Origin of the sequence: Bradyrhizobium sp. OK095 (assembly GCF_900109945.1) — a bacterium.
In the GTDB taxonomy this organism is placed as follows: Bacteria; Pseudomonadota; Alphaproteobacteria; order Rhizobiales; family Xanthobacteraceae; genus Bradyrhizobium.
Genome location: NZ_FOBX01000002.1, coordinates 735,157 through 747,793, shown reverse-complemented (window position 1 = coordinate 747,793; position 12,637 = coordinate 735,157). Strand labels below are relative to the sequence as shown.

General features: G+C 64.9%; 11 protein-coding genes. 4 read left to right on the top strand and 7 right to left on the bottom strand.

The genetic code is table 11. The features are described 5' to 3' along the window. Window positions 1-12 precede the first annotated feature (12 nt). From BMW89_RS08415 to cnbZ, 4 genes are read left to right on the top strand one after another with little or no spacing between them, the layout of a single operon-like run. Window positions 13-2,058 carry a sensor histidine kinase gene (locus BMW89_RS08415; protein ID WP_092024454.1) on the top strand — a complete coding sequence of 682 codons (2,046 nt, stop codon included), beginning with the start codon at window positions 13-15 and terminating at the stop codon, window positions 2,056-2,058. Further along, a complete protein-coding gene (locus BMW89_RS08410; RefSeq protein ID WP_092024453.1) occupies window positions 2,055-2,444 on the top strand; it encodes a response regulator in 390 nt (129 codons plus the stop codon). The genes BMW89_RS08415 and BMW89_RS08410 overlap by 4 nt, the downstream gene beginning before the upstream one ends. After that, window positions 2,441-3,691 (top strand): adenylate/guanylate cyclase domain-containing protein, encoded by a 1,251-nt coding sequence (locus BMW89_RS08405; RefSeq protein WP_092024451.1) that lies wholly within the window; start codon window positions 2,441-2,443, stop codon window positions 3,689-3,691. The genes BMW89_RS08410 and BMW89_RS08405 overlap by 4 nt, the downstream gene beginning before the upstream one ends. Before the next feature lie 9 nt (window positions 3,692-3,700). Continuing rightward, on the top strand, window positions 3,701-4,447 hold the full coding sequence (cnbZ, locus tag BMW89_RS08400) for a 2-amino-5-chloromuconate deaminase CnbZ (RefSeq protein ID WP_092024449.1): 747 nt from the start codon (window positions 3,701-3,703) through the stop codon (window positions 4,445-4,447). Here cnbZ and BMW89_RS08395 read toward each other — a convergent pair. From BMW89_RS08395 to BMW89_RS08365, 7 genes are all read right to left on the bottom strand, one after another. Then, the gene (locus tag BMW89_RS08395; protein WP_092024448.1) at window positions 4,444-5,331 is read right to left on the bottom strand and encodes an ABC transporter permease; all 888 of its coding nucleotides are present in this window, start codon (window positions 5,329-5,331) and stop codon (window positions 4,444-4,446) included. The genes cnbZ and BMW89_RS08395 overlap by 4 nt on opposite strands. Before the next feature lie 4 nt (window positions 5,332-5,335). Further along, complete coding sequence (locus BMW89_RS08390) at window positions 5,336-6,277, bottom strand: ABC transporter permease (RefSeq protein WP_092024446.1); 942 nt, start codon at window positions 6,275-6,277, stop codon at window positions 5,336-5,338. A 31-nt stretch (window positions 6,278-6,308) separates the two neighbouring features. Then, a complete protein-coding gene (locus BMW89_RS08385; protein WP_092024445.1) occupies window positions 6,309-7,820 on the bottom strand; it encodes an ABC transporter substrate-binding protein in 1,512 nt (503 codons plus the stop codon). Between the two features lie 24 nt (window positions 7,821-7,844). Beyond that, window positions 7,845-8,948 (bottom strand): ABC transporter ATP-binding protein, encoded by a 1,104-nt coding sequence (locus BMW89_RS08380; RefSeq protein ID WP_092024443.1) that lies wholly within the window; start codon window positions 8,946-8,948, stop codon window positions 7,845-7,847. 115 nt (window positions 8,949-9,063) lie between these two features. Further along, window positions 9,064-10,053 (bottom strand): ABC transporter ATP-binding protein, encoded by a 990-nt coding sequence (locus BMW89_RS08375; protein WP_092024441.1) that lies wholly within the window; start codon window positions 10,051-10,053, stop codon window positions 9,064-9,066. Then, window positions 10,050-10,760 (bottom strand): DUF1028 domain-containing protein, encoded by a 711-nt coding sequence (locus BMW89_RS08370; protein ID WP_092024439.1) that lies wholly within the window; start codon window positions 10,758-10,760, stop codon window positions 10,050-10,052. The genes BMW89_RS08375 and BMW89_RS08370 overlap by 4 nt, the downstream gene beginning before the upstream one ends. A 9-nt stretch (window positions 10,761-10,769) precedes the next feature. Beyond that, window positions 10,770-12,575 (bottom strand): gamma-glutamyltransferase family protein, encoded by a 1,806-nt coding sequence (locus BMW89_RS08365; RefSeq protein ID WP_092024436.1) that lies wholly within the window; start codon window positions 12,573-12,575, stop codon window positions 10,770-10,772. Window positions 12,576-12,637: the final 62 nt, after the last annotated feature.

Genomic DNA, 12,637 nt, shown 5'->3' with positions numbered 1-12,637 from the left:
TAGGTTCCCGGGATGAGCCTGTCCCTCAATCCCGACACCCAGCAAGCCAGGAATTTGCCGAGCGCGGCCCGCGATGGGGCCTCGTCCGGCGAAGCGGCGGGCCGGGGGATCAGGACGCGGCTGTTCACCAAATATGTCGCGCTGTTCGTGGCCGTCGTGGCCATTGCGCTGCTGGCCAATGGCCTGTTCGAGGTCTTCTTCTATTATCGCGAGCACAAGGCCGCGCTGATCCGGGTCCAGCACGAGCAGGCCGAAGCGGCGGCGGCCAAGATCGGCCAGTTCGTCAAGGAGATCGAGAGCCAGCTCGGCTGGACCACGCAACTGCCCTGGTCGGCGGGCTCGATTGAACAGCGCCGGTTCGACGCGCTGCGGCTGCTGCGCCAGGTGCCGGCGATCACCGAACTCGCCCAGGTCGATTCGACCGGCAAGGAGCGCCTGCGGGTCTCGCGGCTGGCCATGGACGCGATCGACAGCGGGATCGACCTGTCGGGCGACCCGAAGTTCACTGAAGCCGTTTCGCACAAGGTCTATTACGGGCCGGTCTACTTTCGCAGGGAGTCTGAACCCTACATGACGCTGGCGCTGGCCGGCGCGCGCAAGGATGCCGGCGTCAGCATCGCGGAAGTCAATCTCAAGCTGATCTGGGACGTCGTGTCCCAGATCAAGGTCGGCGAACACGGTCATGCCTATGTGGTCGGCCCGGAGGGTCGCCTGATCGCGCATCCCGATATCAGCCTGGTGCTGCGCAACACCGACATGTCTGGCCTCCCACAGGTGCGCGCCGCGCAGGCCGGAGGCGGCACCATCTCCGACGTGCTTCCTGAAGCGCGCAACATCCAGGGGCAGAAGGTGCTGACCGCATCGGCCCCGATCGCGCCGATGCATTGGACGATGTTCGTCGAGCTGCCGGTCGAGGAGGCCTATGCGGCGCTCTATGCTTCGTTGCAGCGGCTTGCGATCGTGCTGCTCGCGGCATCGATCTTCGCGGTCCTTGCCGGGATTTTTCTGGCGCGCCGCATGGTCGGTCCGATCCAGGCGTTACGGAGTGGCGCCGAGCGGATCGGCAGCGGCGATTTCGCGCAGCGGATCTCGATTAAAACCGGTGACGAGCTCGAGGGGCTCGCCGACCAGTTTAACGACATGGGCGCGCGCTTGCAGGAATCCTATGCCGACCTCGAGAACAAGGTCGAGCAGCGAACCGCGGAACTGCGGCAATCCCTGAACGACCTTCGCGCGGCGCAGGACCGTCTGGTCCAGACCGAGAAGCTTGCTTCCCTCGGCCAGCTCACGGCGGGGATCGCCCACGAGATCAAGAACCCGCTCAATTTCGTCAATAATTTCTCCTCGGTCTCGACCGAGCTGATCGACGAGCTCCGCGAGGTCCTGCAAACCGCATCGCTCGACGGCAAGACGAAGGAAGAGGTGGACGAGCTGACGGGCATGCTGCGGGGGAATCTCGAGAAGGTGGTGCAGCACGGCAAGCGCGCCGATTCCATCGTCAGGAACATGCTACTGCACTCGCGCGAGGGCTCCGGCGAGCACCGGGCCGCCGACATCAACGCGATCGTCGAAGAGAGTCTCAATCTGGCCTATCACGGCGCGCGCGCCGAAAGGCCGGCATTCAATGTCATGCTCGAGCGCGACCTCGATCCGGCCGCCGGCATGGCCGACGTCTATCCGCAGGAGATGACTCGCGTGTTCCTCAATCTGATCTCGAACGGCTTCTACGCGGCGACCAAGCGCAAGGAAGGCGCCGCGGACGGTTTCGAGCCGACGCTGAGCGCCGCGACGAAAAACTTGGGCGGCAGGGTGGAGATCCGGATCCGCGACAACGGCACCGGCATTCCGCAGGAGGTGAAGGAGAAGATGTTCAATCCCTTCTTCACCACCAAGCCGGCGGGCGAGGGCACCGGGCTCGGTCTGTCCATGAGCCACGACATCGTCGTGAAGCAGCACGGCGGTACGATCGACGTGAATACCGAGCCCGGCGTCTACACCGAGTTCATCATCACGCTGCCGCGGACCATGGCAGCGGGGAATACCGGAGGCAGGACTTGAACGTTTACATCCTGGTCGTCGATGACGAGCCCGACGTCGAGGCGCTGTTCCGGCAGCAGTTCCGGCGCGATCTGCGTGCCGGTCGCTTCCACATGGAATTTGCGCTCTCGGCGCCCGATGCGCTGAGGCGCGCGGCCGAGGTGCGTGATCCCTCGCTGATCCTGATCCTGTCGGACATCAACATGCCCGGCATGAGCGGGCTCGACATGCTGCCCAAGGTGCGTGCCGACCATCCGCATGTTCCAGTCATCATGATCACGGCCTATGGCGACGTCGAGACGCGCAGGAAGGCGATCGAAGGTGGCGCCACGGGGCTCCTCACCAAGCCAATCGACTTTGCGCAATTGCGCCAGGAGATCGACATCAGGCTCGAGCAGGCGGCATGACCCCGACCATCCTCTTCGTCGACGACGAGCCTGATCTGGAGGCGCTGATCCTGCAAAAGTTCCGCAGGCAGATCCGCGACGGGCTGGTCAACTTCATATTCGCGCGCGACGGCGTCGAGGCGCTGGAGTCGATCGAGCAGAATCCGCTTGTCGATCTTGTGGTCTCCGACATCAACATGCCGCGGATGGACGGGCTGTCGCTGCTGGAAAAGCTCCAGGAGGCCGAGGACAAGAAGTCGACCATCATCGTCTCGGCCTATGGCGACATGAGCAACATCCGTACCGCCATGAACCGTGGTGCGTTCGACTTCCTGACCAAGCCGATCGACTTCACCGATCTGGAAGCCACGATCCAGAAGACCATCCGCCATATCGAGATGCTGCGCGAGGTGCGTCGCCGGCAACTGGAGGCTGAGCGCGCCCATGCCGCGCTGTCGCGCCATTTCTCGCCCGAACTCGCCAAGCGCCTGGCGGCGAGCGGAGACGGTGAGGGGATCGAGGTGCAGTGGCGCGACGTCGCGACTATCTTCACCGACATCACCGGCTTCACCTCGCTGGTCGAGACTGCGCCGCCGGAGACGCTGGGCGCGCTCCTCAGCGAATATGTCGGCGGAATGACTGAGGTGGTCTTCGCGCATGAAGGGACGGTCGCAAAGATCATCGGCGACGCGCTCCAGGTGCTGTTCAATGCGCCCGGCGACCAGCCCGATTATGCGACGCGCGCCGTCGCCTGCGCCCACGATCTAGATGCCTGGGCGCAGGATTTTTGCGCGCGCCAGAAGGCCAAGGGTGTGAGTTTCGGCGCCACGCGCATCGGCATTCACGCAGGGCCGGCGCTGGTCGGCAATTTCGGCGGAAATCGCTTCTTTGATTACACCGCGTATGGGGACTCCATCAACATCGCGGCGCGGCTGGAAGCTGCCAACAAGCAGCTGGGGACGCGCATCTGCGTCAGCGCCAGCATCGCCATGGCGGCCGAGAATTTTCAAGGCCGTCCCGTGGGCGAGCTGATGCTGCGCGGCCGCAGCGAGCCGCTATCCGCCTTTGAGCCGTTGCGGCAGGAAAAATTCGAAGCGCCGGGGATGGCGCTTTATTCCGAGGCTTACGCCAAGATGGAGGCCGGCGATGTCGCCGCCATGCCGGCCTTTGCTGCGCTGGTCGGCATGCACGCCGACGATTCCCTGGCCGGCTTTCACCTGAAGCGCCTGCTCAACGGCGCCAAGGGCATCCGCATGCAATTGGAATAGGAGTTCGAGATGATTCGTGACTTTTCCGCTGGCAATTATCGTTTCATTCCGTCCGTGTTCCAGTATTCGGCGGGTGCTGCTGCGGACGACGGCTACGAGATCGAGCGCGTCCGCTTCGACCGTCTGGTGCCGCTGGCCGAGGGATTTGCACTGGTGGCAAAGTACATCCAGGAGGCAGGGCGTCCGCTGACGGCGTTCTGCGCCTGCGAGCTGCGCTCGCCGGCGGCCTTCAGCGAAGACGGCTTTCGCGCGTTCAATCTGCATTATGTGAAGACGCTGTCCGAATGGGGTATCTTCGACGGCACCACAAATCCGGTGGCGCGCAGCAATGTCTGTCCCGAGATCGATCCGCCATCCGAGCCGTCGTTTTATGCATTCTCCTTCACGCGACCGACGACCTCGAAGAGCCCGAGCTTTGTCATCGCCGGCGGCGCCGAGGCGCGCGAGGGCGGCGGGACCTATGTCGAGCGCACGGTGCGCTACCGCGACCTCAGTCTGGAAGGACTGCGCGAGAAGGTGCGCTTCACCACGACATCGCAGATGGAGATCCGGATGACGACCTTCGGCTTCGGCTGGAAGGACACGACCGGCGTGCAGGCCTATTCCGTACACGACTTCCACCACGCGCTGGTCGACGAGCTGGTCCGCCGCGGCGCGCTGCGCTCCGGCCTGACCTGGCATTTTGCGCGGCCCCCGGTGGTCGATCTCGAATACGAGATGGATTGCCGCCGCGTGATGCGGGAGACGGTGATCTAGCGCTGGCGCGGGTCGAGCGCGTCGCGCAGGCCGTCGCCGAGCAGGTTCAGCGACAGCACCACGAGGAAGATTGCCAGTCCCGGCCAGATCGCCATCCACGGCGCCTGGGTCAGGAAGCGTTGCGCCGCATTGAGCATGCTGCCCCAGGATGGCGCCGGCGGCTGCTGGCCGAGGCCGAGGAACGACAGCGCGGCTTCGGCGATGATGGCGGCGGCGATCGACAGCGTCGCCTGTACCAGCAGCGCCGGCAGGATGTTCGGCAGGATATGCGAGAACGCGATCCGCCACGGCGGATTGCCGAGCGCGCGCGCGGCCTCGACATAATCCTCGGCCTTGACGCTCAGTACTTGGCCGCGGGTGAGGCGGATGAAGATAGGTGTTGCCGAGATCCCGATCGCGATCATGGCGTTGCCGAGACTCGGACCGAGGAACGCGGCAAGCGCGATCGCGAGGATCAGGAACGGGCAGGCCAGCATCGCATCGGTGATGCGGCTGATCAGTGCGTCGACGAAGCCGCCGCGATAGCCGGCGAGCAGGCCGAGCGGCACGCCGATGCCGAGCGCAATCGTAACCGAGATCAGGCCTGCGAGCAGAGACGCCCGCGCGCCGTAGACGACACGGCTCAGGATGTCGCGGCCGAGCTCGTCGGTGCCGAACCAATGGGCCGCCGTGGGCGGCTTGCGCACCAGGCTCCAGCTCGTCGCAATGGGATCATAGGGAACGACGAGCGGGGCCAGTAGTGCAAAGCCGATGAACATTGTGAGCACGACAAGCCCGAACACCGCCGCCTTGCGCTTGAACAAGCGCCGTCGGGCGCGGCGCGCGGGGCTGTCCAATTCGTAAGACTGGGCGACGGGACTGGCGGGGAGCGCGGCGTCGGTCATGGCGCTAGCCCCGCAGCCGCGGATTGACGAGGATATAGGCGACGTCGGCAACCAGGTTGAGCGTGATGTAGACCGTCGCGGTCACCAGCACCACGCCCTGCACGACGGCATAGTCACGGTTGAACACTGCGTCCACGATCAGCTTGCCGAAACCGGGGATGGAGAAGATCTGTTCGGTCAGCACGGCGCCCGACAGCAACGTGCCGAGCTCGATCGCGCCGAGCGTGATGATGGGCGTCAGAGCATTGCGCATGGCATGCTTGAGAATCACCGAACGTTCCGAGAGGCCTTTCGCGCGCGCGGTGCGGACATAGTCACTCTCCAGCACCTGGAGCATGGCGCTGCGGGTGTGCCGCATCAGGATCGCGGAAATCGCATTGCCGAGCACGAAAGCCGGCATGATGGTGGCAGCCAGGCTCGCGCGCCAGTTCTCGGTGAGCGGCACATAGCCCGAGGCCGGCAGCCAGCCCAGCTCGATCGAGAACAGGAAGATCATCAAGATCCCCAGCCAGAAATTCGGCGTCGAGATGCCCCATAGCGCGAACAAATTGGCGGCATAGTCCCAGGCCGTGCCCTTCTTCACCGCGGAGATGATGCCGGCGGGGATACCGATCAGGAAGGCGAACAGGATCGCCATCGACCCGAGCTGGAGCGTCACCGGCAGCTTTTGCGCGATCAACTCGCGCACCGGCATCTTATTGCGCAAGGACTCCCCGAAATCGCCGCTCAATACGCCCTTGAGCCAATAGGCGTACTGCACTGGAACCGGCCGGTCGAGATGATATTGTTGACGGATCTGCTCGATCACGGCCGGATCGCGTTCCTCGCCGGCCATCACCAGCGCCGGATCACCCGGCAGCAAATGCTGGAGCGAGAAGATCATTACCGACACGAAAAACAGCGTCGGCACGATCTGCACGATGCGGCGGGCGAGGAAGTTCAGCATGGACCCGCACCTGTCCCGGGCACGCCCGCGATCACTTGAACTTCAGTCCGACCACGCGGACCAGCCCGTCGGGCATCTGCCTATAGCCCTCGAGCTTCGTGGTATGCGCGATCAGCAGCGTACGGTGATAGATATAAATGATCGGCAGATCGGCGAGCAGGACCTTGGTCAGTTTTTCGTAGATCGCCTTGCGCTCCTCGACATTGGACGTCATGCGCCCATCTTCCATCAGCTTGTCGGCCTCGGGGTTCGCGTACACACCGTCGTTCTGCGGCGCCTTGCTGCGCATGAAGATGTAGGAGTTTCCGTCTGGATCGATGCGGCCGCTCCAGTTGATTTGGAAGATCTGGAATTCGCCGGCCTGGGCCTGCTTGAAGGTTGTTGCGAATTCGACGACGCGAATCTTGATGTCGAAACCCGCTTCCGCGGCCATGGACTGGATGACTTGGGCGACGGCCTCATACTCCGTGCCCTTGGGGACCATGTAGTCGACGGTCACGGGCAGGCTCACGCCCGCCTCCTTCAACAGCGCCTTGGCCTTGGCGACGTCGCGGCCATGGATGGGAAAGGATTTCTGATAGTAGGGATGCGTCGGGCTGACCCATTGATTGCCGGGGGTGAACTCGCCGTTGAACACGACCTGGTTGATCGCCTCGCGATCGATGGAGAAGTCCAGCGCTTGACGCACCTTGGCGGACTGGCTCAAAGGCCCTTTGGCCTTGTCGTTGCCGATGTTGATGGTCAGGCCCTGGTAGCCGAGCTCGGGCGCGGTCGACAGCACGAGCTTGGGATCGGCGCGCACGTCCTTGATGTCGGTGGCGAGCACGCGCTCGATCAAATCGAGCCCGCCGGATTTCAGGTTGGCGAGGCGCACGGTGGCGTCGACGATCGGCAAGAACACGACACGATCGATGTGGATGTTGTCCTTGTTCCAGTAGTCGGCGAACTTCTCGAACACCATGCGGTCCTGCTGGACGCGCTCGACGAATTTGTAGGGGCCCGCGCAGACCGGATGCAGGCCGAACTTGTCGCCGGCTTCCTTCGCCGCCTTCGGCGACACCATCATGCCGGAGCGATCGGTGAGCTGGGCGATCAACGGCGAGTAGGGCGTCTTGAGCACCAGCTTGATGGTCAGGGGATCGACGACCTCGACGTGATCGACGCTGGCGAGCTCCGACTTCCGGAACGAGGTCGGCAGCGTCATGTGACGCTCGATCGAGAATTTCGCGGCTTCCGCGTCGAGCGGCTCGCCGTCGTGGAATTTGACGCCCGGCCGGAGCTTGATCGTCATCTCCTTGCCGTCGGCCGAGGTCTCGTGAGACAGCGCGAGCTGCGGCACGATGTTGAGCTTTTCGTCGATGTCGAACAGCTTGTCGCAGAAGGCGGAGAAGACGATGCGGCCGACATAGGTGCGGCCGATGCTGGGATCGAGGATGTCGGGGTCTTCGGCGATGCCGATGCGAAGCGTGGTCTGGGCCTGGGCCGCGCCCGCGAGCGACGTCAGCAAGGCCGACGCCAGGATTGTCAAACGCACAAAGCTCATCGTTCTCAACCTCTGTTTCGCGGGCTAGGCCGGGTCCGTCCCCAATGAACTAACCCCGCCGCCGCGCGCTGCTTCCGGGCCGCCGCTGAAGGCGGCGACCAATTTTTCCAGGACCGGCGAAAAGCCGCCGTCGGACGGGACGATCGCCGCGGAGGACGGCAGTTCCGACGTTCGGTGGCAGGCCGTTGCATGTCCGGTGCCATCCGGGACGAGCTGTGGCATTTCGCTGCGGCAGCGGTCGATGACATAGGGGCAACGGGTGTGGAAGCGGCACCCCGGCGGCGGATTGAGCGCGCTGGGGATATCACCTTGCAGCACAATCCGGCTGCGCTTTGCCCGCGGTTTAGGCACCGGGATCGCGGAGAGCAGCGCCCGGCTATAGGGGTGGCGGGGCGCGGCAAACAGCGCGTCCGCCTCTGCCGTCTCGACGATCTGGCCGAGGTTCATCACCGCGACATGGTCGGCGATGTGCTTGACCACGGCGAGGTCGTGCGAGACGAAAATGTAGGCGAGCCCAAGCCGGTCCTGGAGGTCGCGCAGCAGATTGAGGATCTGCGAGCGGATCGAGACGTCCAGCGCCGAGACCGGCTCGTCGCAGATGATCAGTTTTGGCTCGACCGCGAGCGCGCGGGCGATGGCGATGCGCTGGCGCTGGCCGCCGGAAAATTCGTGCGGATAGCGCCGCTCGAGCCGCGGCTCCAGCCCGACCAGCCGCAGGATTTCCGCGACACGCTCGCGCCGCTGCGCTGATGGCACGAGGCTGTGCAGCGCCAGCGGCTCGGTCAGGATCTGGCCGACCGTCATGCGCGGATTGAGCGAGGCGTAGGGGTCCTGAAAGATGATCTGCGCCTCGCGGCGGAATTTTCGGAGCGCGTCGGCGCCAAGCGAGAGGAGATCGCGGCCCTCGAAGCGGATTGCACCTGCATCTGGTTCGATCAGCCGTAAAACCAGACGGCTGACGGTCGATTTGCCGCAACCGGATTCGCCGACCAGCGCCAGCGTCTTGCCGGCTTCGAGCGAGAAGCTGACGCCATCAACCGCTTTGACATGCGCGAGCGCACGACCGAACAGCGAGCGCTCCGCGACGAAATGCTTGACCAGGCCTTCGACCTCGAGGAGTGCCGTCATCGTTCGCGCTCCCTACGAAACCCGGTCTCGTGTCCCGGGCGCGGCGCAGCACGAAGTGTTGCGACGCTGAACCGGGACCCAGATTGTCGCCACACGAGAGAGGGGAGCAGCGCCATCACGACACCAACAGTTCGAGCGGCGCGCGGATACAGCGCGAGAGATGGCCGGGGCTGAGTTCGACCAGCGGCGGCGGCGCCCTGGTGCAGGCCTCGAGCACGAACGGGCAGCGCGCGGCGAAGCGGCAGCCGGCGGGCGGCTGCGCCATGTTTGGCACCATGCCTTCGATCGTTGCAAGCTGTTCGGCACGGTGGTCGAGCCGCGGGATCGAGCCGAGCAGGCCGACCGTGTAGGGATGCTGCGGCATGGCGAACAATTCGTCCACCGGCGCGCGCTCGACGATCTCGCCGGCATACATCACCGCGACCTCGTCGCAGACCTCGGCGACCACGCCGAGATCATGAGTGATCAGGATGATCGCGGCGCCGCTAGCCGCCTTCAATTCGCGCATCAGCTCCAGGATCTGGGCCTGCAAGGTCACGTCGAGCGCGGTGGTCGGTTCGTCCGCGATCAGCAGCCGCGGGTCGCAGGCCAGCGCCATCGCGATCATCACGCGCTGGCGCATGCCGCCGGAGAGCTTGTGCGGATATTCGTCGATGCGTCGTTCGGGCGAGGGGATGTGGACGCGGCGCAGGAGATCGATCGTCCGCTGGCGCGCGCTCTTCCGCGAGCCGCCGCGGTGGCGCAAGATCGTCTCGATGATCTGGTCGCCGATGGTAAAACTCGGATTGAGCGAGGTCATCGGCTCCTGGAAAATCATCGCGAGCCGGTTGCCGCGGAGATCGCGCAGCGTCTGGTCAGGAGTCTTCAGCAGGTCAAAACCGTCGAAGCGGATCGCGCCTGATATCTCTGCGCTTTGCTTTGGCAAGAGGCCCATGATTGCCAGCGAGGTCACGCTCTTGCCGCAGCCGGATTCGCCGACGAGACCGAGCGTGGCGCCATTGGCGACGCTGAGATCGACGCTGTCGACCGCATGGGTGACGCGGCCGTCGTCGCCATGAAAACGGATGCGGAGATCCTTGATCTCGATGAGAGGGCTCGCGCTCATGACTGTCTTGCGCGCGCTGCGGCGATGCTGGCGTCGATGATGCTGCGATCGGTATTGCCGGCCGGGTTCTGCCGTGTCGGCATCGCGCGGCGGAAGTGCACCCAGAGTTCCTGGCTGACACGTTCGAGCCGTTCGAGCTCGCCGAGCGGATCAGGATGATCGTCGGCGCGAATGTCCAGCGCCGGCCATTCCTCCTCACCGTGGATCAGCAGCGCGGCGGATTGCTTGCCGCGCTTGTCGCCGCCGGCTGCTTCGCCCGCGCGCATCGCAGCGAGCAGGCGGCGCGGGAAGGGCAGGCTGTCATTGGCGATCCAGGTTTTTGCGGTCTCGTCGAGCACGTCGGCGCCGGCGAGCATATTGCCGGCAATCGAAAAACCGCTGCCCGCGATGTGCCCGCACCAGTCGACGCAGTCGCGGCCGGTATGCGCGGCAATCTCGCCGCTCGCATCCATGATGTGGATCTGCCGGCTCTCGCGGCCATCGTCTGTCGCGAGCAGGGCGGCGAGAACATCGTGCGCGTTGAGGCCCTCACGCAGCAGCTTGACGCCGTCGATGCCGTAATAGGGATTGACGAAGGCCTGCGTCGCGATGGCGCCGAGGCCGGCCGCGACATAGGGCACACGCGCGCCGACGGCGAAAAATCGCGTCGCAACCGCGATGCCGAACTGGCCGGTGGCAGGGTCACGCGCGATGATCGACCAGGTCATGTGTTGCCTTCAGCGCCCTGCGGCGTAGCCCTGCATGCCGCGCGGATTGGCGGCGGCGCGGCGGCGCACCCCGACGCGCGAGGCCGCGGTGAGGCGGCCTTCCGACCAGTCGGAGCCGACCTCGACGATATGTCCGCGCTCGCGAAGGTTCTCGATCGTCGCCTTCGGCACGCGGTTCTCGACCACGAGCACGCCGGGGCGCGCGGTGCGCGGCCAGAACGAGATCGGGAAATGTTCGGAATGCCAGGCGGGCGCGTCGATGGCTTCCTGGAGATTGAGATTGCAATGGACGTGGCGCAGGAAGAATTGCGTGATCCACTGATCCTGCTGGTCGCCACCGGGCGAGCCCCAGGCGAGGTACGGCTCGCCGTCGCGTAGCGCCATGGTCGGCGACAGAGTCGTGCGCGGCCGCTTGCCCGGCGCGAGCGAACTGGGTTGGTTCTCCTCCAAATCGAACATTTGTGCGCGGCTGCCGAGGCAGAAACCCAGTTCGGGAATGACAGGCGAGGATTGCAGCCAGCCTCCTGAGGGCGTCGAGGACACCATGTTGCCGGCTTTGTCGATAATGTCGAAATGCACGGTGTCGCCGCGCACCTCGCCGAAGCGCCCCACGGTTGGTTCGCCGGCGCCGAGCGCGCCGACGGCCTCGCGTTGGCCTTCGGCGTGGCGCAGCTTGACCACGCCGCCAAAGCCCTCGATCGTGCCGGGGCGGAGATCGAGCGAGGCCTTGTCGGTGACGAGCTTGCGGCGTTCGTCGTTATAGGCGTCCGACAGCAGCGTTCCGATCGGGATCTCGCTGAACTTGGGATCGCCATAGAATTTTTCGCGGTCGGCGAAGGCGAGCTTTGCGCATTCGATCTGGAGATGGATGAATTCCGGACCAGTCGGGTCGAGACCGTCGAGCGCAAATCCCTTCAACAGCGCGAGCTGTTGCAGCGTCACCGGTCCCTGGCTCCAGACGCCGGCCTTGCAGACGGTGTAGCGGCCATAATCGTAGGTGAGCGGCGCCTCGACGGTCGGCTGCCAGCGCGCCATGTCGTCGGCCGAGAGCACGCCGCGATGCGGCGAGCCGCTGACATCCATCACTTCCTGGGTCCGGCAGAATTTGTCGATGGCTTCCGCGACAAAACCTTGCGACCAGGACTTTCGCGCGCGCTCGATCTCGGCATCGCGGCCACCGCCGCCGCTCTCGGCTTCGCTGAGAATGCGGGCGTAAGTCGCGGCCAGCGTCTTGTTGGTGAACAGCGTGCCGGGCTTCGGCACCTCGCCGTTTGGCAGATAGACGGCGGCCGAGGTCGGCCAGTGCTTGCGGAACAATTGCTCCACGATCTGAATCGTGGCGCAGGCCCGCTCGACCAGCGGATGGCCGTCGCGCGCATAGGAGATCGCGGGCTCCAGCACGTCGCGCAGCCGCAGCGTGCCGTAGTCGCGCAGCAGCATCATCCAGGATTCGAAGGTGCCGGGAACGCAGGCCGCGAGCAGGCCTGTGCCGGGCACCATGTCGAGGCCTTCGCTCTTGTAATGCGCGATGGTGGCGCGCGCCGGCGCCGGGCCCTGGCCGCAGATCACCTCGGTTCGGCCGCGCTTCACGTCGTGAACGATGATCGGCACGTCGCCGCCTGGGCCGTTCAGATGCGGCTCGACCACCTGAAGCGTGAAGGCGGTCGCGACGCCGGCATCGAAGGCATTGCCGCCCTTTTCGAGGGTGGCCATGCCGACCGCGGTAGCGATCCAGTGCGTGGTGGCGACGACCCCGAACGTGCCCTCGATCTCGGGGCGCGTCGTGAAGGGATCGGGATTGACGATGCTGGCCATAGAGCTACCTTATTTTCGGCGCGCGCAATTGATCACAGGCAATGCCGTGCCGCCAATGCGCA